Origin of the sequence: Andreesenia angusta, from assembly GCF_001855385.1 — a bacterium.
Taxonomy (GTDB): domain Bacteria; phylum Bacillota; class Clostridia; order Tissierellales; family Gottschalkiaceae; genus Andreesenia; species Andreesenia angusta.
This window is the reverse complement of sequence record NZ_MKIE01000003.1, coordinates 65,751-86,221: the sequence shown is the minus strand read 5'-3', so window position 1 is coordinate 86,221 and position 20,471 is coordinate 65,751. Positions and strand designations below refer to the sequence as shown.

General features: G+C 40.4%; 37 protein-coding genes. All 37 read right to left on the bottom strand.

The features are described 5' to 3' along the window. Window positions 1–162 precede the first annotated feature (162 nt). The 37 genes from truA to tuf all read right to left on the bottom strand — a co-directional run bounded on the left by truA (window position 163) and on the right by tuf (window position 20,460). Entirely contained in the window at window positions 163–897 is a 735-nt protein-coding gene (gene truA / locus EUAN_RS04950) for a tRNA pseudouridine(38-40) synthase TruA (RefSeq protein WP_071062343.1), read from the bottom strand. Continuing rightward, a complete protein-coding gene (locus EUAN_RS04945) occupies window positions 894–1,694 on the bottom strand; it encodes an energy-coupling factor transporter transmembrane component T family protein (protein ID WP_071062341.1) in 801 nt (266 codons plus the stop codon). The genes truA and EUAN_RS04945 overlap by 4 nt, the downstream gene beginning before the upstream one ends. After that, on the bottom strand, window positions 1,687–2,553 hold the full coding sequence (locus EUAN_RS04940; protein WP_071062339.1) for an energy-coupling factor transporter ATPase: 867 nt from the start codon (window positions 2,551–2,553) through the stop codon (window positions 1,687–1,689). The genes EUAN_RS04945 and EUAN_RS04940 overlap by 8 nt, the downstream gene beginning before the upstream one ends. Next, window positions 2,550–3,362, bottom strand: coding sequence for an energy-coupling factor transporter ATPase (locus EUAN_RS04935; protein ID WP_084655768.1), 813 nt, complete (start codon window positions 3,360–3,362; stop codon window positions 2,550–2,552). The genes EUAN_RS04940 and EUAN_RS04935 overlap by 4 nt, the downstream gene beginning before the upstream one ends. A gap of 79 nt (window positions 3,363–3,441) precedes the next feature. Beyond that, window positions 3,442–3,783: a 50S ribosomal protein L17 gene (gene rplQ / locus EUAN_RS04930; protein ID WP_071062335.1), complete on the bottom strand. Its 342-nt coding sequence runs from the start codon at window positions 3,781–3,783 to the stop codon at window positions 3,442–3,444. 29 nt (window positions 3,784–3,812) lie between these two features. Then, window positions 3,813–4,760, bottom strand: a complete 948-nt coding sequence (locus EUAN_RS04925; RefSeq protein ID WP_071062333.1) for a DNA-directed RNA polymerase subunit alpha — start codon at window positions 4,758–4,760, stop codon at window positions 3,813–3,815. 66 nt (window positions 4,761–4,826) lie between these two features. After that, a complete protein-coding gene (gene rpsD, locus EUAN_RS04920; protein ID WP_071062330.1) occupies window positions 4,827–5,459 on the bottom strand; it encodes a 30S ribosomal protein S4 in 633 nt (210 codons plus the stop codon). 27 nt (window positions 5,460–5,486) lie between these two features. Next, window positions 5,487–5,882: a 30S ribosomal protein S11 gene (gene rpsK, locus EUAN_RS04915; RefSeq protein WP_071062328.1), complete on the bottom strand. Its 396-nt coding sequence runs from the start codon at window positions 5,880–5,882 to the stop codon at window positions 5,487–5,489. A 21-nt stretch (window positions 5,883–5,903) separates the two neighbouring features. After that, complete coding sequence (gene rpsM, locus EUAN_RS04910) at window positions 5,904–6,272, bottom strand: 30S ribosomal protein S13 (RefSeq protein WP_071062326.1); 369 nt, start codon at window positions 6,270–6,272, stop codon at window positions 5,904–5,906. Window positions 6,273–6,341: 69 nt separating this feature from the next. Then, entirely contained in the window at window positions 6,342–6,455 is a 114-nt protein-coding gene (gene rpmJ / locus EUAN_RS04905; RefSeq protein ID WP_071062323.1) for a 50S ribosomal protein L36, read from the bottom strand. Window positions 6,456–6,474: 19 nt separating this feature from the next. Then, a complete protein-coding gene (gene infA, locus EUAN_RS04900) occupies window positions 6,475–6,693 on the bottom strand; it encodes a translation initiation factor IF-1 (RefSeq protein WP_071062321.1) in 219 nt (72 codons plus the stop codon). A gap of 34 nt (window positions 6,694–6,727) precedes the next feature. After that, window positions 6,728–6,997, bottom strand: a complete 270-nt coding sequence (locus EUAN_RS04895; RefSeq protein WP_071062319.1) for a KOW domain-containing RNA-binding protein — start codon at window positions 6,995–6,997, stop codon at window positions 6,728–6,730. A gap of 18 nt (window positions 6,998–7,015) precedes the next feature. Continuing rightward, window positions 7,016–7,762, bottom strand: a complete 747-nt coding sequence (gene map, locus EUAN_RS04890) for a type I methionyl aminopeptidase (RefSeq protein ID WP_071062317.1) — start codon at window positions 7,760–7,762, stop codon at window positions 7,016–7,018. Next, window positions 7,762–8,412 carry an adenylate kinase gene (locus EUAN_RS04885; protein WP_071062315.1) on the bottom strand — a complete coding sequence of 217 codons (651 nt, stop codon included), beginning with the start codon at window positions 8,410–8,412 and terminating at the stop codon, window positions 7,762–7,764. Before EUAN_RS04885 ends, map begins: the two co-directional genes overlap by 1 nt. Window positions 8,413–8,434: 22 nt before the next feature. Beyond that, window positions 8,435–9,712 (bottom strand): preprotein translocase subunit SecY, encoded by a 1,278-nt coding sequence (gene secY, locus EUAN_RS04880; protein ID WP_071062313.1) that lies wholly within the window; start codon window positions 9,710–9,712, stop codon window positions 8,435–8,437. Window position 9,713: 1 nt separating this feature from the next. Beyond that, a complete protein-coding gene (gene rplO / locus EUAN_RS04875; RefSeq protein WP_071062311.1) occupies window positions 9,714–10,160 on the bottom strand; it encodes a 50S ribosomal protein L15 in 447 nt (148 codons plus the stop codon). A gap of 29 nt (window positions 10,161–10,189) precedes the next feature. Further along, entirely contained in the window at window positions 10,190–10,366 is a 177-nt protein-coding gene (gene rpmD, locus EUAN_RS04870; protein WP_071062309.1) for a 50S ribosomal protein L30, read from the bottom strand. A 14-nt stretch (window positions 10,367–10,380) separates the two neighbouring features. Next, window positions 10,381–10,887 (bottom strand): 30S ribosomal protein S5, encoded by a 507-nt coding sequence (gene rpsE / locus EUAN_RS04865; protein WP_071062307.1) that lies wholly within the window; start codon window positions 10,885–10,887, stop codon window positions 10,381–10,383. 18 nt (window positions 10,888–10,905) lie between these two features. Further along, window positions 10,906–11,268 (bottom strand): 50S ribosomal protein L18, encoded by a 363-nt coding sequence (rplR, locus tag EUAN_RS04860; RefSeq protein ID WP_071062305.1) that lies wholly within the window; start codon window positions 11,266–11,268, stop codon window positions 10,906–10,908. 32 nt (window positions 11,269–11,300) lie between these two features. Next, window positions 11,301–11,840 (bottom strand): 50S ribosomal protein L6, encoded by a 540-nt coding sequence (rplF, locus tag EUAN_RS04855; RefSeq protein WP_071062303.1) that lies wholly within the window; start codon window positions 11,838–11,840, stop codon window positions 11,301–11,303. A 31-nt stretch (window positions 11,841–11,871) separates the two neighbouring features. After that, entirely contained in the window at window positions 11,872–12,270 is a 399-nt protein-coding gene (rpsH, locus tag EUAN_RS04850) for a 30S ribosomal protein S8 (RefSeq protein WP_071062301.1), read from the bottom strand. Window positions 12,271–12,305: 35 nt separating this feature from the next. Then, window positions 12,306–12,491, bottom strand: a complete 186-nt coding sequence (locus EUAN_RS04845; protein WP_071062299.1) for a type Z 30S ribosomal protein S14 — start codon at window positions 12,489–12,491, stop codon at window positions 12,306–12,308. A 20-nt stretch (window positions 12,492–12,511) separates the two neighbouring features. After that, complete coding sequence (gene rplE / locus EUAN_RS04840) at window positions 12,512–13,054, bottom strand: 50S ribosomal protein L5 (RefSeq protein WP_071062297.1); 543 nt, start codon at window positions 13,052–13,054, stop codon at window positions 12,512–12,514. Between the two features lie 29 nt (window positions 13,055–13,083). Beyond that, entirely contained in the window at window positions 13,084–13,392 is a 309-nt protein-coding gene (gene rplX, locus EUAN_RS04835; RefSeq protein WP_071062295.1) for a 50S ribosomal protein L24, read from the bottom strand. Between the two features lie 15 nt (window positions 13,393–13,407). Beyond that, window positions 13,408–13,776 (bottom strand): 50S ribosomal protein L14, encoded by a 369-nt coding sequence (gene rplN, locus EUAN_RS04830; protein WP_071062293.1) that lies wholly within the window; start codon window positions 13,774–13,776, stop codon window positions 13,408–13,410. 29 nt (window positions 13,777–13,805) lie between these two features. After that, window positions 13,806–14,060, bottom strand: coding sequence for a 30S ribosomal protein S17 (gene rpsQ / locus EUAN_RS04825; RefSeq protein ID WP_071062291.1), 255 nt, complete (start codon window positions 14,058–14,060; stop codon window positions 13,806–13,808). A 27-nt stretch (window positions 14,061–14,087) separates the two neighbouring features. Next, complete coding sequence (gene rpmC, locus EUAN_RS04820) at window positions 14,088–14,291, bottom strand: 50S ribosomal protein L29 (RefSeq protein WP_071062289.1); 204 nt, start codon at window positions 14,289–14,291, stop codon at window positions 14,088–14,090. Beyond that, a complete protein-coding gene (gene rplP / locus EUAN_RS04815) occupies window positions 14,281–14,721 on the bottom strand; it encodes a 50S ribosomal protein L16 (protein WP_071062287.1) in 441 nt (146 codons plus the stop codon). Before rplP ends, rpmC begins: the two co-directional genes overlap by 11 nt. Window positions 14,722–14,751: 30 nt before the next feature. Further along, a complete protein-coding gene (rpsC, locus tag EUAN_RS04810) occupies window positions 14,752–15,420 on the bottom strand; it encodes a 30S ribosomal protein S3 (RefSeq protein WP_071062285.1) in 669 nt (222 codons plus the stop codon). Between the two features lie 19 nt (window positions 15,421–15,439). Next, complete coding sequence (gene rplV / locus EUAN_RS04805; protein ID WP_084655726.1) at window positions 15,440–15,772, bottom strand: 50S ribosomal protein L22; 333 nt, start codon at window positions 15,770–15,772, stop codon at window positions 15,440–15,442. Window positions 15,773–15,790: 18 nt separating this feature from the next. Beyond that, on the bottom strand, window positions 15,791–16,075 hold the full coding sequence (gene rpsS, locus EUAN_RS04800; protein ID WP_071062281.1) for a 30S ribosomal protein S19: 285 nt from the start codon (window positions 16,073–16,075) through the stop codon (window positions 15,791–15,793). Window positions 16,076–16,118: 43 nt separating this feature from the next. After that, window positions 16,119–16,949, bottom strand: coding sequence for a 50S ribosomal protein L2 (rplB, locus tag EUAN_RS04795; protein WP_071062279.1), 831 nt, complete (start codon window positions 16,947–16,949; stop codon window positions 16,119–16,121). A 31-nt stretch (window positions 16,950–16,980) separates the two neighbouring features. Continuing rightward, the gene (gene rplW / locus EUAN_RS04790) at window positions 16,981–17,271 is read right to left on the bottom strand and encodes a 50S ribosomal protein L23 (RefSeq protein ID WP_071062277.1); all 291 of its coding nucleotides are present in this window, start codon (window positions 17,269–17,271) and stop codon (window positions 16,981–16,983) included. Continuing rightward, window positions 17,271–17,894: a 50S ribosomal protein L4 gene (rplD, locus tag EUAN_RS04785; protein ID WP_071062275.1), complete on the bottom strand. Its 624-nt coding sequence runs from the start codon at window positions 17,892–17,894 to the stop codon at window positions 17,271–17,273. The genes rplW and rplD overlap by 1 nt, the downstream gene beginning before the upstream one ends. 27 nt (window positions 17,895–17,921) lie before the next feature. Beyond that, entirely contained in the window at window positions 17,922–18,551 is a 630-nt protein-coding gene (gene rplC, locus EUAN_RS04780) for a 50S ribosomal protein L3 (RefSeq protein ID WP_071062273.1), read from the bottom strand. Window positions 18,552–18,626: 75 nt separating this feature from the next. Next, window positions 18,627–18,938 (bottom strand): 30S ribosomal protein S10, encoded by a 312-nt coding sequence (gene rpsJ / locus EUAN_RS04775; RefSeq protein ID WP_071062271.1) that lies wholly within the window; start codon window positions 18,936–18,938, stop codon window positions 18,627–18,629. 328 nt (window positions 18,939–19,266) lie between these two features. Then, window positions 19,267–20,460, bottom strand: coding sequence for an elongation factor Tu (tuf, locus tag EUAN_RS04770; RefSeq protein WP_071062269.1), 1,194 nt, complete (start codon window positions 20,458–20,460; stop codon window positions 19,267–19,269). Between the last annotated feature and the right edge of the window lie 11 nt (window positions 20,461–20,471).

Here is a 20,471-nt window from a genome sequence, read left to right as displayed (position 1 = left end):
AGATTCGATCAAAGCCTGCACCTATATGTAGCTGTGCAAGGCGCGAATGTTTTGCACTTTTAGTTATGATCAAAAATCCGGGGCCTGTGGATTTTCTTTTCCTAACATACTAAACCATTTTAATACATCCATCCTAGTGTGTCAAGTGTTCTCCTGATACTTTTAATAAAAAACTTTCAAAAGGTAAAGCCCTTCGGCTGGAGCAGTATGTCCAGAAAGATGCCTGTCCTTGCACTCTATAAGACCTGGGATGCTGTCTGGACTTCGCTTTCCATGCCCTACCTCTACGAGTGTTCCGGCAATTATTCTCACCATATTGTGAAGAAATCCATTGCCCTCTATCTCAAACTCTATAAAGTTACCGTCTTTTCTTATTCTAGTGGAGTACACAGTCCTTATGTTCTTCTGTTTATTGCTTCTGTTGGCCACAAAAGAAGAGTAGTCTTGACGCCCTACAAAATGCTTAATCGCTTTTTTCATAGATTTAAAGTCAAGCTCATGCTTAACTTGGTAGGCGTAGTTTCTGTATATAGGGCTTCTGACATCTTCGTTCAAGAATACATATCTGTAAGTCTTTCTGTGGGCGCTAAACCTTGAGTGGAAGCTCCTTGCAACCTCCTCCGAAGCTTTGACAGATACGTCGTCAGGAAGTCTATCGTTTACAGCGTAGAGAAATTTTTCGCCCGGGATAGTGCAGCCTGTCAAAAAATTGGCCACCTGCCCGTAGGCGTGGACTCCTGTATCAGTTCTCCCTGAGGCAATAAGCTTTACCTCTTCGCCTGTAGTCCGCTTTATAGCTTTCTCTAACTCTCCTTCGACAGTTCTCTGGTCAGACTGCTTCTGCCAGCCGTTGAAACGGGATCCATCGTACTCTATAGTCAGCTTTATGTTTCTCATATAAAATACCTCATAGCTATTATTAAAATAAAGTATACAACTGCAAATGCAAATGCTATATAGTCTGTCTTCACAAGCACAAGCTCTCTCATTCTTGTCCTGTTTTCTCCTCCTCTATAGCATCTTGACTCCATGGCCATCGAAAGCTCGTCTGCCCTTCTGAAAGCGCTTATAAAGAGCGGAACAAGCAGTGGAATCAGATTTTTAGCCCTTCTTACTACATTTCCACTTTCAAAGTCGGCTCCCCTTGCCATCTGGGCTTTCATTATCTTGTCAGCCTCTTCTAAAAGCGTAGGTATAAACCTGAGAGCTATGGTCATCATCATAGCAAGCTCATGCGCCGGCACTCCTATCCTCTTGAATGGATTCAGCAGCTTCTCTATCCCATCTGTAAGCGCTATAGGAGATGTAGTGAGCGTAAGCAGTGTCGTGCCTACTACGAGCAGCACAAGCCTTATGGCCATAAACCCTGCTTGCACGAGCCCCTCTCTAGTAGCTGTAAGCGGCCCTAGCCTGTAGAGCACTTCGCCTTTAGTCATAAATACGTTTATAAAGAAAGTTATAGCTATAAGAACTGATATTGGCTTTAAGCCCTTTAAGATATACTTAAATGGAATCCTAGATATAGCTATCACTGCAAGCAATAATATTGCCGAAGGTGCATACGCTATAAATCGATTTACAAAAAAGAGCGAGATTATAAAGATAAACACGGACATTATCTTTATTCTTGGGTCCATTCTGTGGACGAGTGTCTCTCCTGGGAAGTACTGTCCTATAGTGATATTCTTAATCATAGGTCTTCCCTCCCATGACTCTCAGTATCTCCTGCTTTGCTTCCGCTATGGTGTATATCTCGTCGTCTATACCGCTGTACTTGGCCTTAAGCGCTCTCATAAAGTAAGTTATCTGTGGGACAGCCAATCCGTAGCTTTCCACCTGCTCCACGTTTCTGAAAACCTCTCTAGGAGTTCCGTCAAGCTTTATCTCTCCGTCGTTCATCAGTATTATCCTGTCCACAAGCTCTGCTATGTCCTCCATGCTGTGTGATACAAGCACTATGGTTATATCAGGCTTTAGAGTTCTAAGCTCAACTATCTTCTCCAGTATCTCGTCTCTCCCCCTAGGGTCAAGTCCTGCTGTAGGCTCGTCCAGTATAAGCACTTCAGGCTCCATAGCCAGTACACCTGCTATAGCAACTCTTCGCTTCTGTCCTCCGCTCAAGTCGAAAGGCGATTTTTCCCTGTACTTTTCAAAGTCCAGCCCCACAGACTCCATGGCGCTAGCGACTCTTCTAGATATCTCTTCCTCTGAAAGCCCAAGGTTTATAGGTCCAAAAGCTATGTCCTTGTATATGGTCTCCTCGAAAAGCTGATGCTCAGGGTATTGAAATACAAGTCCCACCTTCTGCCTGATCGACTTCAATTTCACACTCCCATCAGTTATGCATTCGCCGTTCACAGCTATCCTTCCAGCGCTTGGCTTAAGCAGACCATTTATATGCTGTATAAGCGTGGACTTCCCTGAGCCTGTATGCCCTATAAGCCCTAAAAAACTCCCCTTCTCTATCACAAGGTTTATGTTCTTTAAGGCTTTTTTGACGAAGGGAGTCCCCTCTCCGTATATATACTCTAGGTTTTCTATAACTATGCTCATATGCGGTCCACCAACTCTTCTATTCTAAGCACTTTTGGGTCTATGTCCAGTCCTGCTTTCACAAGTTCAAAGGCAAGCTCTGTCACCTGTGGCACATCCAGCCCAAGGCCTCTTATTTTCTCCACATCTCCAAATACTTCTATCGGAGTGCCCTCCATAGCTATCTTGCCTGACTCCATCACGACTATTCTGTCTGCGTCTATGGCCTCGTCCATATAGTGGGTTATATGGATTATAGTCTTTCCCTCTTCTCTGTTCAGCTTCTTCACTATATCTATGACCTCTCTTCTTCCTGAGGGGTCTAGCATAGCTGTAGGCTCATCCAGTATTATGCAGTCTGGCTTCATAGCAATAACTCCTGCTATGGCAACTCTCTGCTTCTGTCCACCTGAAAGCATATGTGGGGCATTCTTTCTGTACTCGTACATGTCAACGGACTTCAGAGATTCGTCCACTCTTCTTCTGATTTCAGAGGACTCTATGCCCTGATTTTCAGGCCCGAATGCCACATCTTCTTCCACCACTGTAGCCACAAGCTGGTTGTCAGGATTTTGGAAGACCATTCCAGCTGTCTGCCTTATCTCCCATATCGTATTCTCGTCAGCTGTGTCCATGCCATTCACTTTTATACTTCCCTCTCTGGGCACTAGAATCCCATTTATCAATTTCGCCAGAGTAGACTTGCCTGAGCCGTTGTGACCTAGCACAACCAGAAACTCTCCTCTTCTCACCTTGAGGCTTAAGTCGTCTAGTACAAGCTGCTCTCTGTCTTTAGAGTATCCATGACTCACGTTTTCTATTTCAACTATGTAGTCCAAATCCTCAGCTCTCCTTATTCTAAACTAGCAAAAGGGACTAAGTTGTTCAACTTAATCCCTTGTAGATATCTTAAACTAGCTCTAGTATTCCCATCTCTGCAGCGTCGCCTCTACGAGGTCCCATTTTCAAGATTCTAGTGTATCCACCGTTTCTCTCTGCATACTTAGGAGCTATTTCATCAAATAAGTTTTTAACTACTGTCTCGTCATATACATAAGCTAGTACTTGACGTCTTGCATGTAGATCTCCTCTCTTAGCAAGAGTTATCATCTTTTCAGCCATTCTCTTTGTCTCTTTGGCTCTAGTCACTGTAGTTGTTATCTTTCCGTTCTTCAGTAGGCTAGTAACCTGGTTTCTAAGCATAGCGTCTCTGTGGTCTGTACGACGTCCAAGTTTTCTTAGTTTTGCCATAATGCATCCCTCCTCTTCTAAAGAAAGTACTATTCTTCAGTTTTTCTTAAACCTAATTCTAATTCTGCAAGCTTGTGTTGAACCTCTTCAAGGGATTTTTTTCCAAGATTTCTGACTTTCATCATATCATCTTCACTTCTCTGAGTAAGTTCTTCTACTGTATTTATACCTGCTCTCTTCAAGCAGTTATAAGATCTAACTGAAAGATCTAGTTCTTCGATAGTCATTTCAAGGACTTTTTCTTTCTTGTCCTCTTCTTTTTCTACCATTATCTCCACGTCGTTCACATGGTCCGTAAGACCTATAAACAAGTTCAGATGCTCATTGAGCACTTTCGCTCCTAGCGAAGTAGCTTCATCTGGCTTTATAGATCCATCAGTCCACACTTCTAACGTAAGCTTGTCATAATCAGTAAACTGTCCTACTCTAGTGTCTTCAACGGTAAAGTTGACCTTTTTAACTGGAGTAAATATCGAGTCTATAGGAAGAACCCCTATAGGCTGATCTTCTTTTTTGTTCTTCTCAGCTGGAGTATATCCTCTTCCCCTAACCATCTCTAGCTCCATAAACAGCTCAGCATCATCTTCTAGCGTAGCTATGTGAAGATCCTTGTTTAGGATTTCTACATCTGGTCCGGTCACGATATCTCCGGCTTTTATTTCCTTAGGCCCTTTTGCATCTATCACCAACATAACAGGTTCATCTGTGTAAGCTTTGGCAGCTATACCTTTTATGTTCAGTATTATCTCTGATACATCTTCATATACACCTGGTACAGTTGAGAATTCATGCAAAACTCCCTGAATTTTAATAGAAGAAACCGCTGCTCCTGGAAGAGACGACAGTAGTATTCTTCTAAGAGAGTTTCCCAGTGTCGTTCCATATCCTCGCTCTAGAGGTTCAACCACAAACTTACTGTAGGTTCCATCCTCATTTGTTTCAACTATATCTATTCTTGGTTTTTCTATCTCTATCATTATACTCAACCCTCCTTGGTAACCATATTTTTTATTACGAGGGTACTAATCCTACGATATCTCGCTCTACTTGTTCTTAGAGTAAAGCTCGACTATAAGGTGCTCTTCTATTGGAAGATCTATATCTTCTCTTGTAGACTCAGCAACTATTTTACCGCTTAGGTTCTCCATGTCAGATTCTACCCATGAAGGAGTATTTCCTTGACTGTTCTCTTGTATATGCTTGAACTTAGGAGACTTCTTGCTCTTTTCCTTAACTTCTATAACATCTCCAACGCTAGTCAGGTAAGAAGGTATATCTACTTTCTTTCCATTCACTAGGAAATGTCCGTGAACTACAAGCTGTCTAGCTTCTATTCTTGAAGAAGCAAGTCCCATTCTGAAAACTACGTTGTCTAGTCTTGACTCTAGTACTTTAAGTAGGTTTTCACCTGTTATTCCCTGCATCTTATCTGCCATTAGGAAATACTTAAGCATAGGCTTTTCAAGTATTCCGTAGTATCTACGCACTTTCTGCTTTTCTCTTAACTGTACTCCGTACTCAGAAAGTTTCTTAGTTCTAGCTTGTCCATGTTGCCCTGGAGCATAGTTTCTAGTGTTCATTGGACATTTATCTGTATAACATTTATCACTCTTTAAGTATAGCTTTTGTCCCTCTCTACGACAAAGTCTACATACTGGTCCCGTATATCTTGCCATCCTTTTTCTGCACCTCCTGTTTTTCTATTAAACTCTTCTACGCTTTGGCGGTCTACAACCGTTATGTGGTATTGGAGTATTGTCTTTTATTAGGCTCACTTCTAGTCCTGAAGCCTGTAGCGATCTTATAGCCGCTTCTCTACCTGATCCAGGTCCCTTTACATATACCTCTACGCTCTTTAGTCCGTGCTCCATAGCTTTCTTAGCAGCTTCTTCAGCAGCCATCTGAGCAGCGAAAGGAGTAGATTTTCTAGATCCTCTGAATCCTAGTTGTCCTGCACTCGCCCATGAAATTACATTTCCTTTTGTATCAGTCAAAGTAACCATAGTGTTATTAAAAGTAGACTGTATATGAGCTTGTCCTCTTTCTATATTCTTACGCTCTCTTCTCTTAACACGTGTCTTAACACCTTTTTTAGCCAATCAAATTCCCTCCTTTATAACTTATTTCTTTTTACCCTTGCTTACTAATCTCTTAGGACCTTTTCTAGTTCTTGCGTTGTTCTTAGTGTTCTGTCCTCTAACTGGTAGTCCTCTTCTATGTCTGTATCCTCTAAGACTTCCTATCTCTCTTAGTCTCTTTATGTTTAAGGCAACCTCTCTTCTCAAGTCTCCCTCAACCATATAAGTGTCTATTACGCTTCTTAAATCATTAACTTCAGTCTCAGTTAAATCCCTTACTCTAGTCATCGGGCTGATACCTGTTTTTTCTAGTATCTCGTTTGATCTAGTTCTTCCTATACCGTATATATAAGTAAGTCCTATCTCTACCCTCTTCTCTCTAGGTAAGTCTACGCCAGCAATTCTAGCCATTAAGTTGCACCTCCTGCTTATTTCTTAATAAATATTTATTTTAACAGCCGCGTTTAAACGAATTAAAATTTATCCTTGTTTCTGCTTATGTCTTGGGTTCTCACAGATAACCATTACTTTACCTTTTCTCTTGATAACCTGACATTTTTCACATATCTTTTTTACTGATGGTCTTACCTTCATCGTAAACCCTCCTTACGTCCTACTTGTTACGCCAAGTTATCCTGCCCCTAGTTAGATCGTAGGGAGATAACTCTATTGTAACTTTATCACCTGGTAAAATTCTGATGAAGTTCATTCTTAATTTCCCAGATATATGTGCTAATATTTCATGACCATTTTCAAGCTTTACTTTAAACATAGTGTTTGGAAGAGCTTCAACTACGGTCCCTTCTACCTCTATAACATCTTTTTTAGACATCAGGTAATCGAACCTCCCGTTCTTCTTGTCCCTCTCAAGATTTGAAAGGAGCCAAAGATTTTTTTATAAAAAAATCATCCAAGCTTTCTTGCTTCAACTTTTCTATTATATCATTAATTTTAGAATTATAAACCATTAAATGTTTAATTTTTTTCTTTTTAGGGTTGTTTATTTTTCTAGTATCTCCGTCCACCAGAAGAACGTAGTCTCCTGATACAATTTCAAGCACTAGATATATCTTACCCTTATCTCTGCCTTGTTTAGACTTGACAATCTGTCCTATCTCCACTTCTGCAGTTGTCATAGAACTTCACCTCTCCTCCTATAGGGCAGTCAATATTTCCGGACCGTCTGAAGTTATAGCTATAGTGTGCTCATAGTGGGCTGAGTTTTTCTTATCCAGTGTAACTACAGTCCAGTTGTCACTTAATACCTTAACTTTTCTAGTCCCTATATTCACCATAGGTTCTATTGCTAGTACCATTCCCTCTTGAAGTCTTGGCCCTTTTCCAGCGGGTCCAAAGTTAGGAATAGGTGGCTCTTCGTGCATGTTTCGGCCGATGCCATGTCCTACGTAATCCGTAACTACAGAAAATCCGTTTTCCTCGACATAAGTCTGTATAGCATGTGATATATCAGAAAGTCTATAGCCCAGTTTTGCAAACTCCATTCCCCTATAGAATGACTCTTTTGTCACGTCTATAAGCTTTTGATTTTCTTCGGATATATCTCCTACAGGATAAGTTTTCGCCGAATCTCCATAGTATCCATCCACTATTGAACCTATATCAATGCTTATTATGTCGCCTTCCTTTAACTCTCTCATGCTAGGTATTCCATGAACCACCTCTTCATTTATAGATGCACATATGGTTCCTGGAAAGCCTCCATATCCTTTAAAACCCGGAATGGCATTCTTGCTTCTTATGAAGTTTTCGGCCAGTGTGTCTAACTCTTTTGTAGTTATCCCAGGCTTTATAACTTCTTTGAGAAAGGCATGAGTCTCTGCTACAACTCTTCCTGCCTCTCTCATTATCTCTATTTCCCTCTTGCTTTTCAGTATGATCATTACTTAACGCTCCCTAGTGTGTCGACTATATCAGAGAACACTTTGTCAATGCTCTGCCTTCCATCTATATCGGCGAGTATGCCCTTCTCCTTGTAATAGTCTATAAGCGGTTGCGTCTGATCTATATATACTTCGATTCTCTTAGTAACTGTTTCTTCGTTGTCGTCGTCTCTCTGGTAGAGCTCTCCGCCGCATACATCGCATACGCCTTCAGCTTTAGTTGGGTTGAATTTTATATGGTAAGTTGCTCCGCAATCCTTGCATATCCTTCTTCCAACAGCTCTCTCTATCAGCTCTTCTTTTGAAACGTCTATATTTATAACTTTATCAAGCTTAATCTCCATACTCTCAAGTTCAGAATTCAACGAATCAGCTTGAGCAACTGTCCTTGGGAATCCATCAAGCAAAAATCCTTCCGAGCAGTCTGACTCTGTAAGTCTGTCTTTTACGATCTCAACTACAAGCTCATCTGGAACTAGTAGACCTTTGTCCATATAGTCTTTTGCCTTTTTCCCTAGCTCAGTTCCCTCTTTGATGTTCTTTCTGAAAATATCTCCTGTAGATATGTGAGGTATCTTGTACTTTTCCACTATTCCTGCCGCCTGCGTTCCTTTTCCGGCTCCAGGTGGCCCTAGCAATACTAGTCTCAATCAAATCATCTCCTAGGAGTTTCTATTTTAAAAACCCTTTGTAATGTCTCATCAACATCTGAGTTTCTAACTGCTTCATAGTCTCTAAGACAACTCCTACAACTATCAGAACTGCAGTGCCTCCAAATTGTATTCCAAGCCCTAGTATAGACTCAACTATAACTGGAACTGTGGCTATTATCGCAAGCACTATAGCTCCTAAGAATGTTATCTTAGAAAGTATCTTTCCTAAATAGTCAGACGTTGGCTTTCCTGGTCTTATCCCTGGAATAAATCCACCGTTCTGCTTCAAGTTATTGGCATATTCTATAGGATTAAATTGAATTGCCGTATAGAAGTAAGTAAAGAACAGTATCAATATGACGTTCAGTATAGAGTATATCCAAGTTCCAAGTGTTCCTCCAAGTGTAAGGTACTTTGTGACGAAGTCTGCGAATCCGCCTTTAAAGAACAATGCCACTATCTGCGGGAACTGAAGTAGCGACGTAGAGAATATTACTGGAATAACCCCTGCCATCAGCACTTTTATTGGAATATGGGTGCTCTGTCCACCGTACATCTTTCTGCCTACAACTCTCTTTGCGTACTGAACTGGAATCTTTCTCTGACCTTCCTGGATTATTATAACTCCCACTATTATCAGTAGTGCTATAACAAGGAATGCCACTATAGAAACTATTCCCGCCGCCCCTGCCTTATACAGCTCAAAAAGTCTCGCTGCACCTGATGGGGCTCCAGAAACTATTCCTATAAAGATTATAAGTGAGATACCATTTCCCACTCCCTTTTCAGTAATCTGTCCTCCAAGCCATACAAGGAAGCAAGTACCCGCAGTCAACGTTATGACTACAACTGCAACCGACATAAAGCTTCTGTCCATTATCGCTTGGTTGAAAAATCCTAAACTCAATCCTACAGCTTGAACTACCGCCAACACTATAGTCAAGTATTTAGTGTACTTACTGATTTTCTTCCTTCCAACGTCGCCTTCTTTTGCAAGCGACTCAAGACTCGGAATAGCAACTGTCAACAACTGAAGTATTATTGAAGCTGTGATATATGGGTATATATTTAGTGCAAAGACTGTGAAGTTCTTGAAAGCTCCCCCAGACATAAGGTCCAGAAAGCTCAGAAGTCCTCCGGCTTGACTAGTGTCAAACATCTGTGCTATTACCCCTGTATCAACTCCAGGAACAGGAACGCTAGCTCCTATCCTGAATACTAAGATCATCAACAGTGTGTATATCATCTTGCCCTTTAGTTCGGGCACTTTCCAAGCGTCTCTAAGAGTTGATAGCAATTTAAATCACCTCTACTTTTCCCCCGTTTGCTTCTATCTTCTCCACTGCTGTCTTGCTGAATTTAGTTGCTTTAACAGTTAGTTTTTTGTTTAGCTCTCCGTTTCCAAGAACCTTTACTCCGTCAAGAACTTTCTTTATAACTCCAGCCTCTATAAGAGTAACTGGTGTTACTTCCATTCCGTCTTCGAATCTTTCGTTAAGTTCATCTATATTAACTATAGCATACTCTTTAGCGAATACGTTTTTGAATCCTCTCTTAGGTAGTCTTCTGTAAAGAGGCATCTGACCTCCCTCGAATCCTGGTCTTACTCCACCGCCTGAACGAGAATTTTGACCTTTCTGTCCTCTACCAGATGTTTTACCCTGTCCTGATGCAGTACCTCTACCTAATCTCTTAGTTTTCTTACTTCCGCCACCAGCGTTTGGTCTTAACTCATGTAATTTCATACTTACACCTCCTCTGTTATATAGTAGAATTACTCTACAACTTCTACCATGTGCTTAACTTTTTCTATCATACCTCTTATTTGAGGAGTATCCTGCTTCTCAACTATTTGACCGATCTTTCTCAGTCCAAGAGCTTCAACAGTTCTCTTCTGATTTTCTATTCTACCTATTTTACTCTTAACGAGTTTTATTTTAATCATAGCCAAGGTATTCACCCCTCCTAACCTAGTAACTCTTCTACGGTTTTTCCTCTTAGTTTAGCCACTTCTTCAGCTCTCTTAAGTTGACTTAGAGCGTCCATAGTCGCGTTTATCATGTTTCTAGGATTGTTTGTTCCTAATGACTTACCTCTTAGGTCCCTTATTCCAGCAAGCTCTATTACCGCACGGACAGGTCCTCCAGCTATAACTCCAGTACCCTCTGCAGCAGGCTTAAGCAGAACGCTTCCAGCTCCAAAATGTCCTAGTGTCTCATGAGGTATAGTAGTTCCAACAGTTGGAACTGTTATTATATGCTTCTTAGCGTCTTGTATAGCTTTTCTTATAGCTTCAGGTACTTCTTGTGCCTTAGCCATTCCTACTCCTACATGACCGTTCTCGTCTCCAACAACAACAAGTGCGCTGAATCTAAAGTTTCTACCACCTTTAACAACTTTAGTTACACGATTTATGCTAACTACTGTTTCTTTTAAGTCTAGTTGATTTACATCAATACGTCCACGACTCATCAAATTCCCTCCTTCTTTTTAGAATTTCAGTCCGTTTTCTCTTGCTCCATCTGCAAGCTCTTTTATTCTTCCATGATAAAGGTATCCACCTCTGTCAAATACTACGTTCTCGATTCCTTGCTCTTTAGCTTTCTCTGCAACTAGCTTTCCAACTTCTCTTGCAGCCGCTTTGTTTCCAGTTGAATCTAGCTTGTCTTTAAGCTCTAGGCTTGAAGCTGAAACTAGAGTTTTGCCGGCTAAGTCATCTATAACCTGTGCATATATATGATTAAGACTTCTGTAAACATTTAATCTTGGTCTCTCAGGAGTTCCTTTAATGTTTTGTCTTATTCTCTGTTGTCTCTTTTGTCTCTTGATGTTGCTACTAACTTTCTTAAGCACCAGTTATCACTCCCTTCTTTTTCGTCTATCTATTACTTACCTGTTTTTCCTTCTTTACGTCTTATACGCTCACCAGCGTACTTAACTCCCTTACCTTTATAAGGCTCAGGTCTTCTCCAGTCTCTTATGACTGCAGCGTAGTTTCCAACAGCTTGCTTGTCTATTCCGCTTACTATTATCTGGTTGTTGTTAGGAACTTCTACTTCTATTCCAGCTGGATCTTCCATCTCTACTGGATGAGAGAATCCTAGACTTAGAACTAGTTTCTTTCCTTGCTTTTGTGCACGATAACCTACTCCTACTATTTCTAGAGTCTTAGAGTATCCTTCACTTACTCCTACTACCATGTTGTCTATCAAAGTTCTAGACAGTCCATGTAGTGATCTGTGCTCTTTTCTGTCACTTGGACGCGCCACTGTCACTTGGTTATCTTCTACATTTATAATCATAGCTTTATCTATCTGTTGCTCTAAAGTTCCCTTAGGTCCTTTAACGACAACTTTGTTTTCAGAATCAACTTTAACCTCTACTCCACTTGGGATAGTTATAGGCTTTAATCCTATCCTTGACACTACAAACACCTCCTATTCTTGCGAATCCGTATTACCATACGTAGCAGATTACTTCTCCGCCAACTTTTTCTTTTCTAGCTACTTTATCTGTCACTATTCCGTTTGACGTCGATAGTATAGCTATTCCAAGACCACCTAGAACTCTAGGTATCTCGTCACTCTTAACGTACACTCTAAGTCCTGGCTTAGATATTCTCTTTAGTCCTGTTATTATCTTCTCTTTGTCAGCACCGTACTTTAACTGAACTCTTATTATACCTTGCTTTCCGTCCTCTATAACGTCATATCCCTTTACAAACCCTTCTTCTAATAGAATGTTTGCTAGTGATTTTTTTATATTAGAAGCTGGAATATCCACCGTCTCATGTTTAGCATTATTGCTGTTTCTAATTCTTGTAAGCATATCTGCAATTGGATCTGTCATAACCATTACAGTCTACCTCCTTCCATATCTTAAATATATATCTACCAACTTGCTTTTCTAACTCCAGGAATTTCTCCTTTGTATGCTAATTCTCTAAAGCATATACGGCAAACTCCGAATTTTCTTAAGTATGCATGAGGTCTTCCACAGATTTTACATCTGCTGTATTCTCTACTACTATACTTTTGCTTTTTCTGCTGTTTATTGACCATCGCTTTTCTAGCCATTAGAACTTTCCCTCCTTACTCTACTTTTTAAAAGGCATTCCCATAAGACCTAAAAACTCTCTAGCTTCTTCATCTGTTTTAGCTGTAGTTACAACTATGATATCTAAGCCTTTTATTGTATCTACTTTATCATAATCTATTTCAGGGAAAATCAATTGCTCTTTTATTCCTAGTGCATAGTTTCCTCTTCCGTCAAACGCAGTGTTAGAAACTCCTCTGAAGTCTCTTACCCTTGGAAGAGCTATGTTCATAAGTTTGTCAAAGAACTCGTACATCTTCTCTCCTCTTAGAGTAACTTTCGCACCTATAGGCATTCCTTCACGAAGCTTGAAGTTAGCTATAGAGTTCTTCGCTCTTGTAGTAACTGGCTTTTGTCCAGCTATCATTCCCATCTCTAGTAGTGCTGATTCTAGTATCTTTGGGTTTTCTCTAGCTTCTCCAAGTCCCATGTTTAAAACTATTTTCTCTACTTTAGGTACTTCCATTATATTGCTATATTGAAATTTTTCCATAAGTGCTGGAACTACTTCCTTCATATATTTCTCTTTTAAACGTGCAGTCATTAATGCAACCTCCTTTCAATTCCGAGTAATTAGCCCAGGATTTCTCCGCTTTTCTTGCTAACTCTAACTTTCTTTCCGTTTTCCATCTTGTATCCGACTCTTACTCCCTGCTTGTCTTTCTCAGAGTATATCATCACGTTCGATGCGTCTATGCTGGCTTCTTTTTCAATTCTTCCACCTTGCTGCATGTTAGGAGTTGGCTTCTGGTGCTTAATCACCATGTTTACACCCTCTACAATAACTCTTCCAGCCTTAGGCATAGCGGCTACTACTTCTCCGATCTTACCTTTATCTTTTCCTGCAATTACAACGACCTTGTCACCTTTTTTTATTTTCATTATCTACACCTCCTCTTATAATACTTCAGGTGCTAGTGATATAATTTTCATGAAGTTACCGTCTCTTAGCTCTCTAGTTATAGGCCCGAATATACGAGTTCCTACTGGAGATCTGTCTTCTTTGATTATAACAGCGGCATTTTCATCAAATTTTATATAGCTTCCGTCATTTCTTCTAAGTCCCTTTTTCGTTCTAACAACAACAGCTTTTACTACATCACCTTTCTTAACAACTCCTCCTGGTGTTGCACTTTTAACTGCAGCTACTACTACATCTCCTACATTGGCGTACTTTCTCTTTGATCCACCTAGTACTCTTATAACAAGAAGCTCCTTAGCTCCCGAGTTGTCTCCAACTTTTAAACGTGTTTCGTTTTGAACCATCTCTTTTACCTCCTTTCGATTTCAAGGATTTATTTAGCTTTCTCTACTATGCCAACTAATCTCCATCTCTTATCTTTGCTTAGCGGTCTTGTTTCCATTATTTTTACGATATCGCCTGTTTGGCACTCGTTGTTTTCGTCATGTGCTTTGAACTTCGTAGTCTTCTTAACTGATTTTCCATAAAGAGGATGTGATACGAACGTCTCAACGGCAACAACGATTGTCTTGTCCATCTTGTCGCTCACTACACGACCCTGTCTTAATTTTCTGTTACCTCTTTCCATTTAGCTTAGCCTCCCTTCAGACAACTTTTAAGCGTTTATTTCCTTAAGCTCTATTTCTCTCATTATTGTGTTTACACGAGCTATATCTTTTCTTACTGTCCTAATTCTCATAGGGTTATCCAGTTGACCTGTAGCTAATTGAAATCTTAAGTTAAATAATTCTGCTTTTAATTCTGTTAATTTCTCGCCTAATTCTTTCGAATTCATTTGGCGTACATCATTAGCTTTCATTAGCTTCACCACCCTTTTCTTGTTCTTCACGTGTTATAAACTTGCATTTTATAGGAAGTTTATGAGCCGCAAGTCTCATCGCCTCTCTAGCAACTTCCTCTGCTACACCGCTCATCTCAAACATTACTCTTCCAGGCTTAACAACAGCTACCCAGTACTCTGGTGATCCTTTTCCAGATCCCATACGTGTCTCAGCTGGCTTTTGTGTTACTGGCTTATCAGGGAATACCTTGATCCAGATTTTTCCCCCTCTTTTTATATATCTAGTCATCGCTCTTCTGGCTGACTCTATCTGGTTTGAAGTAATCCACGCTGGCTCAAGTGCTTGTAGCGCGAAATCACCGTAAGTTACTTTATTTCCACGAGTAGCCTTTCCAGTCATTCTTCCTCTGTGAACTCTACGACGTTTAACTCTTTTAGGCATCAACATAAGTGATTCCTCCTTTCTTCAATGATGAAATTATTTGATTTCCTCTTTTTCTTCTTTTACTACTTTTGCAGTAGGAAGAACTTCACCTTTGTAAATCCATACTTTTACACCGATTTTTCCATAAGTTGTATCTGCTTCTGCGAATCCGTAATCTATATCAGCTCTTATAGTCTGTAGAGGTATAGTTCCTTCGCTATATCCTTCAGTTCTAGCCATATCAGCTCCACCAAGTCTTCCAGACACAGCTGTCTTTATACCCTTGATTCCCATTCTCATACTTCTCTGTATAGACTGCTTCATAGCTCTTCTGAAAGAAACCCTTCTCTCAAGCTGTGAAGCTATGCTTTCAGCTACAAGTTGAGCGTCCGCTTCTGGCTTCTTGATTTCTTCTACGTTTACAGTTACGTTCTTTCCGATCATTTTCTCTAGATCTTTTCTAGTCTGCTCTACGCCTGCTCCACCTTTTCCTATTACCATTCCTGGCTTAGAAGTGTTTATCGTAACTTTGACTCTGTTAGCAGCTCTCTCTATCTCGATTCTAGATATTCCAGCTATGAATAATTTCTTTTTTAAGTGTTTACGGATCTTGTTGTCTTCTACCAAGTACTCTGCAAAATTTTTCTTATCTGCATACCATCTTGAGTCCCAGTCTTTTATAACTCCAACTCTAAGTCCGTGTGGATTAACTTTTTGACCCACTACTAATCCCTCCTTTAGTCTACTTTTCTGTAACTACTACTCCTACATGGCTCGTTCTCTTTAATATAGGATACGCTCTACCTTGTGATCTAGGTCTCCATCTTTTAAGTGTTGGTCCTTGGTTTCCGAATGCTTCAGAAACGTATAGGTTCTCTCTGTCCATGTCATTGTTGTTCTCTGCGTTTGCAACTGCCGACTTAAGAACTTTCTCTAATACTTCAGCGCCTCTCTTTGGAGTAAACTTAAGTATAGCTAGCGCTTCGTCTACTTGCTTTCCTCTGATCTCAGCAGCTACTAAATTTATCTTTCTTGGTGCTATACGCACATACTTAGCAATAGCTTTAGCTTCCACTAGAATTCCCTCCTTCATCTATCTTAGTGATGTTGTTCTCTCCGTTTGTCCTGCATGTCCTTTGAAGGTTCTTGTAGGAGCAAATTCTCCTAACTTGTGTCCTACCATGTCCTCTGTTACGTATACTGGCACGTGCTTTCTCCCATCATGAACTGCTATAGTGTGTCCTATCATCTGTGGGAATATAGTTGAACGACGAGACCAAGTCTTTATAACTTTCTTGTCATTTTTCTCATTTAACTCTTCCACCTTTTTCATTAAGTGGTCGTCACAAAATGGTCCTTTTTTTAAAGATCTACCCATTTTCGTTCCTCCTTTCAGAAAGATTTAAGCTGTTAGTTTAAATCTATTTCTTTCTACCTCTAACGATATATTTATCTGATTTCTTGTTTTTCTTACGAGTCTTGAATCCAAGAGCTGGTTTACCCCAAGGTGTAACTGGACTTGGTCTACCGATTCCAGTTCTTCCCTCTCCTCCTCCGTGTGGATGGTCGCAAGGGTTCATAACACTACCTCTAACTGTAGGTCTGAAACCTAGGTGTCTGCTTCTTCCCGCTTTACCTATCTTTATAAGCTCGTGATCTGAGTTTCCTACTTGTCCAAGTGTAGCTCTACACTCTATTCTTATAAGTCTGAACTCTCCTGATGGAAGTCTAAGCTGTGCATAGTTTCCTTCTTTCGCCATTAGCTGTGCAGAGTTACCTGCAGATCTTGCAAGCTGTCCACCTTTTCCAGCCTTAAGCTCTATATTGTGTACAGTTGAACCAACTGGTATGTTCTTAAGTGGAAGTGCATTTCCTACTTTTATATCAGCGTTTACTCCAGACTCTATAACGTCTCCTACTTTAAGTCCTTGAGGAGCTATTATATATCTCTTTTCTCCGTCTGCGTAGTTTATAAGAGCTATATTAGCTGTTCTGTTTGGATCGTACTCTATACTAGCAACTTTTCCAGGTATACCGTCTTTAGTTCTCTTGAAATCTATTATTCTATACTTTCTCTTCGCTCCACCACCTCTGTGGCGTACTGTTATTCTACCATGAGCATTTCTTCCTGAGTTCTTTGAAAGGCTAACTGTTAGCGATTTTTCTGGTTCTGTCTTAGTTATCTCTTCAAATGTAGAGACAGTCATCTGTCTAACTCCAGGAGAAGTTGGTCTAAACTTTTTAATACCCATTTAATTCCCTCCTCTTAACTCTGTGTATTGATTACATTCCTTCGAAGAATTCTATTCCTTTGCTGTCTGCTGCAAGCGTAACTATTGCTTTCTTCCAGCTAGCTCTTCTTCCTACATTAGCGCCCATTCTCTTAAGCTTGCCCTTCATATTCATAGTGTTTACTTTTTCTACTTTAACACCGAATATCTTCTCTAATGCATTCTTTATCTCTGTCTTGTTCGCGCTTTTATCTACTACAAAAGTGTATTTACCTTCGCTCATATCACTCATGCTCTTTTCCGTTACTAATGGCTTTCTGATTATATCATGTGGACTACGCATTATGCATACACCTCCTCCACTTTTTTAACTGCTTCTTTAGTTATTATAAACGAGTCATACTTAAGTATGTCATAAACGTTCAGTGTATTTACAGTAGCTGTTTGAACTCCAGCTATGTTGCCTGAAGACTTTATAACATTTTCGTTGTTCTCTGCTGTAACAACAAGTGCTTTTTTAGCTGCCTTTACGTTGCTAAGTAGTGCTACCATGTCCTTAGTCTTAGGTGCCGCTAGGTTTAGTTCGTCTAGAACTATTATCTCGCTGTTTTGAACCTTTGAGCTAAGTGCTGACTTCATAGCTAGTCTCTTAACTTTCTTTGGAACGCTGTAGCTGTAATCTCTTGGTTTTGGAGCGAATATAACTCCACCACCCTTCCAATGTGGTGCTCTTATGCTTCCCGCACGAGCTCTACCTGTTCCTTTTTGTCTCCAAGGCTTCTTTCCTCCACCTCTGACCTCTGCTCTAGTCTTAGCTGATTGAGTTCCTTGTCTCTTGTTTGCTAGTTGATTCTTAACTACTTCATATAGTACGTGTTGGTTAACTTCTACTCCAAACACTGCTTCGCTTAACTCTATATCTCCAACTTCTTGGCCTGATACGTTGTATATTGCTACTTTAGGCATTTAAATTCCTCCTTTCTTCCGTTCGTCCTATTTGCTCTTAACTGTTTCTTTTATAGTTAATAGTCCGCCTTTTGGTCCTGGTACTGCACCTTTAACTAGTATATAGTTTTTCTCAGCATCTACTCTAACTACTTCAAGATTTTGAACAGTTACATTCTCGTTACCCATGTGTCCTGGAAGGTTTCTTCCCTTCATAACTCTTCCTGGATAAGTTGCAGCACTAAGTGCTCCTACTCCTCTGTGGTATTTAGAACCGTGAGCCATAGGTCCTCTACTTTGGTTATGTCTCTTTATAGATCCTTGGAATCCCTTACCTTTTGAAGTACCTGATATATCTACCTTGTCTCCTTCAGTAAATATGTCAGCCTTAAGCTCTTGTCCTACTTCGTAAGCTTCCACGTCAGCCACTCTTACTTCTCTTATATATCTCTTAGCGTCTGTTCCTGCCTTCGCAAAGTGTCCTTTTAATGGTTTGTTTACTTTCTTTTCTGCTTTTTCACCATATCCTACTTGTATTGCGCTGTACCCGTCAACTTCCTCTGTTTTTTTCTGAATCACATTAACTGGTCCTGCTTCTAATACTGTTACCGGTATAACATCCCCATTCTCAAGGAATATCTGAGTCATACCTATCTTTTTTCCTAATATGCTTTTCATTTTTACACCTCCTGTTTTCTTACAGCGGATTACACTGTTTGTGCAATCATACTAAGCAGAGTGTGTCTCTACTTACTATAATTTAATCTCTATATCTACTCCAGCTGGTAGGTTGAGTTTCATCAACGAGTCAACTGTCTTAGATGTAGGATTTAGAATGTCGATTAGTCTCTTGTGAGTTCTTTGCTCGAACTGCTCTCTAGAGTCTTTGTACTTGTGTACTGCTCTTATTATAGTTATTATTTGCTTCTCAGTTGGTAGCGGTATCGGTCCCGATACGTCTGCTCCAGTTCTCTTTGCAGTTTCCACTATCTTTTGAGCTGAAGAATCTAGTAGCTCATGATCATAAGCTTTTAATCTTATTCTGATTTTTTGTTTGTTTGCCATTTTTTAAATTACCCTCCTTTTATCGCATGTCTTTTGCATGCAACAAGGACTGCCGATACACTCACCCAAGCGTGTTGTGTGTACCACAATATGCAGTCGGTTGTCGCCCGATTCTGCTGCCGGACATTCTCAACAAAAATTACCTTAATAGTATATTAAGCAACCTCTTGTCTCATCGCATGTCAACCACATACCATAATATCTTATAGTATTTCCGTTTGAATTTCAAGCTTTTTTGCAAAACTTTTTTTGTTTTTCAAAACAAAAGAGTCAAGAGAGAGTTTGACTTCTCTTTGACTCTTTTAAATTCAAACTGTATTCAGTTCAATTAAGCTATTACGTCAGTAACAACTCCTGCTCCAACTGTTCTTCCACCTTCTCTGATCGCGAACTTAAGTCCTTTTTCCATCGCTATCGGTGTGATTAGCTCGATCTCAAATGTTGCGTTGTCTCCTGGCATTACCATCTCTACGCCTTCCTCAAGCTTGATCGATCCTGTTACGTCTGTTGTTCTGAAGTAGAACTGTGGTCTGTATCCGTCGAAGAATGGTGTGTGTCTTCCTCCCTCTTCTTTTGTAAGTACGTATACTTCACCTAGGAACTTTGTATGTGGTGTTATGCTTCCTGGCTTAGCTAGTACTTGTCCTCTCTCTATCTCGTCTCTCTGTACTCCTCTTAGTAGGGCTCCTATGTTGTCTCCAGCTTGTGCCTCGTCTAGTAGCTTTCTGAACATCTCTATTCCTGTACATACTACTGTTCTTGACTCGTCTGCTAGTCCTACTATCTCTATGTTGTCTTGTACGTGTAGTACTCCTCTTTCAACTCTTCCTGTCGCAACTGTTCCTCTTCCTGTGATAGAGAATACGTCCTCTACTGGCATTAGGAAGTCTAGGTCTGTAGCTCTCTCTGGTGTTGGGATTGTCTCGTCTACTGCTGCCATTAGTTCAAGTATCTTCTCTCCCCATGGGCCTTCTGGATCTTCTATCGCCTTAAGCGCTGATCCTACTATTATTGGTGTGTTGTCTCCGTCAAACTCGTACTCGTTTAGTAGCTCTCTTACTTCCATCTCTACTAGCTCGATTAGCTCTTCGTCGTCTACCATGTCTGCTTTGTTTAGGAATACTACTAGCTTAGGTACTCCTACCTGTCTTGATAGAAGGATATGCTCTCTTGTCTGTGGCATCGGTCCGTCCGCTGCCGAACATACTAGGATCGCTCCGTCCATCTGTGCTGCTCCTGTGATCATGTTCTTTACGTAGTCAGCATGCCCTGGGCAGTCCACGTGCGCGTAGTGTCTGTTCTCTGTCTCGTACTCTACGTGAGATGTGTTTATTGTGATTCCTCTTTCTCTTTCCTCTGGTGCCTTGTCTATATTGTCGTATGAAACTCCTTCTCCTGTTCCGTACTTCTTGTTAAGAACCATTGTGATTGCCGCTGTAAGTGTTGTCTTACCGTGGTCTACGTGTCCTATTGTTCCTATGTTTACGTGTGGCTTATTTCTTTCAAATTTTGCTTTTCCCATTCTTCTTTTCC

What these genes read in the sequence shown, in the direction of transcription:
- rplN (WP_071062293.1), bottom strand. Translation starts at nt 13,776, where the DNA reads ATGGTTCAAAACGAAACACGTTTAAAAGTTGGAGACAACTCGGGAGCT.
- rplC (WP_071062273.1), bottom strand. Translation starts at nt 18,551, where the DNA reads ATGAAAAGCATATTAGGAAAAAAGATAGGTATGACTCAGATATTCCTT.
- rplD (WP_071062275.1), bottom strand. Translation starts at nt 17,894, where the DNA reads ATGCCTAAAGTAGCAATATACAACGTATCAGGCCAAGAAGTTGGAGAT.
- truA (WP_071062343.1), bottom strand. Translation starts at nt 897, where the DNA reads ATGAGAAACATAAAGCTGACTATAGAGTACGATGGATCCCGTTTCAAC.
- rplO (WP_071062311.1), bottom strand. Translation starts at nt 10,160, where the DNA reads ATGAAATTACATGAGTTAAGACCAAACGCTGGTGGCGGAAGTAAGAAA.
- EUAN_RS04945 (WP_071062341.1), bottom strand. Translation starts at nt 1,694, where the DNA reads ATGATTAAGAATATCACTATAGGACAGTACTTCCCAGGAGAGACACTC.
- rpsJ (WP_071062271.1), bottom strand. Translation starts at nt 18,938, where the DNA reads ATGGCAAACAAACAAAAAATCAGAATAAGATTAAAAGCTTATGATCAT.
- rpmJ (WP_071062323.1), bottom strand. Translation starts at nt 6,455, where the DNA reads ATGAAGGTAAGACCATCAGTAAAAAAGATATGTGAAAAATGTCAGGTT.
- rpmC (WP_071062289.1), bottom strand. Translation starts at nt 14,291, where the DNA reads ATGAAAGCTAATGATGTACGCCAAATGAATTCGAAAGAATTAGGCGAG.
- map (WP_071062317.1), bottom strand. Translation starts at nt 7,762, where the DNA reads ATGATCATACTGAAAAGCAAGAGGGAAATAGAGATAATGAGAGAGGCA.
- EUAN_RS04925 (WP_071062333.1), bottom strand. Translation starts at nt 4,760, where the DNA reads ATGATAGAGATAGAAAAACCAAGAATAGATATAGTTGAAACAAATGAG.
- rpsD (WP_071062330.1), bottom strand. Translation starts at nt 5,459, where the DNA reads ATGGCAAGATATACGGGACCAGTATGTAGACTTTGTCGTAGAGAGGGA.
- rpsM (WP_071062326.1), bottom strand. Translation starts at nt 6,272, where the DNA reads ATGGCTAGAATTGCTGGCGTAGACTTACCTAGAGAGAAGAGGGTAGAG.
- tuf (WP_071062269.1), bottom strand. Translation starts at nt 20,460, where the DNA reads ATGGGAAAAGCAAAATTTGAAAGAAATAAGCCACACGTAAACATAGGA.
- rpsH (WP_071062301.1), bottom strand. Translation starts at nt 12,270, where the DNA reads ATGGTTATGACAGATCCAATTGCAGATATGCTTACAAGAATTAGAAAC.
- rplE (WP_071062297.1), bottom strand. Translation starts at nt 13,054, where the DNA reads ATGACTGCACGTTTAAAAGAGAAATATATGAAGGAAGTAGTTCCAGCA.
- rpsQ (WP_071062291.1), bottom strand. Translation starts at nt 14,060, where the DNA reads ATGGAAAGAGGTAACAGAAAATTAAGACAGGGTCGTGTAGTGAGCGAC.
- rpsS (WP_071062281.1), bottom strand. Translation starts at nt 16,075, where the DNA reads ATGGGTAGATCTTTAAAAAAAGGACCATTTTGTGACGACCACTTAATG.
- rplQ (WP_071062335.1), bottom strand. Translation starts at nt 3,783, where the DNA reads ATGGCAAAACTAAGAAAACTTGGACGTCGTACAGACCACAGAGACGCT.
- rplP (WP_071062287.1), bottom strand. Translation starts at nt 14,721, where the DNA reads ATGTTGATGCCTAAAAGAGTTAAACGTCGTAGAGTTCACAGAGGAAGA.
- rplB (WP_071062279.1), bottom strand. Translation starts at nt 16,949, where the DNA reads ATGGGTATTAAAAAGTTTAGACCAACTTCTCCTGGAGTTAGACAGATG.
- rplX (WP_071062295.1), bottom strand. Translation starts at nt 13,392, where the DNA reads ATGAAAATAAAAAAAGGTGACAAGGTCGTTGTAATTGCAGGAAAAGAT.
- infA (WP_071062321.1), bottom strand. Translation starts at nt 6,693, where the DNA reads ATGTCTAAAAAAGATGTTATAGAGGTAGAAGGGACCGTAGTTGAAGCT.
- EUAN_RS04895 (WP_071062319.1), bottom strand. Translation starts at nt 6,997, where the DNA reads ATGACAACTGCAGAAGTGGAGATAGGACAGATTGTCAAGTCTAAACAA.
- rpsE (WP_071062307.1), bottom strand. Translation starts at nt 10,887, where the DNA reads ATGAGTCGTGGACGTATTGATGTAAATCAACTAGACTTAAAAGAAACA.
- EUAN_RS04845 (WP_071062299.1), bottom strand. Translation starts at nt 12,491, where the DNA reads ATGGCTAGAAAAGCGATGGTCAATAAACAGCAGAAAAAGCAAAAGTAT.
- rplW (WP_071062277.1), bottom strand. Translation starts at nt 17,271, where the DNA reads ATGCGTAGTCCACATGATATAATCAGAAAGCCATTAGTAACGGAAAAG.
- EUAN_RS04940 (WP_071062339.1), bottom strand. Translation starts at nt 2,553, where the DNA reads ATGAGCATAGTTATAGAAAACCTAGAGTATATATACGGAGAGGGGACT.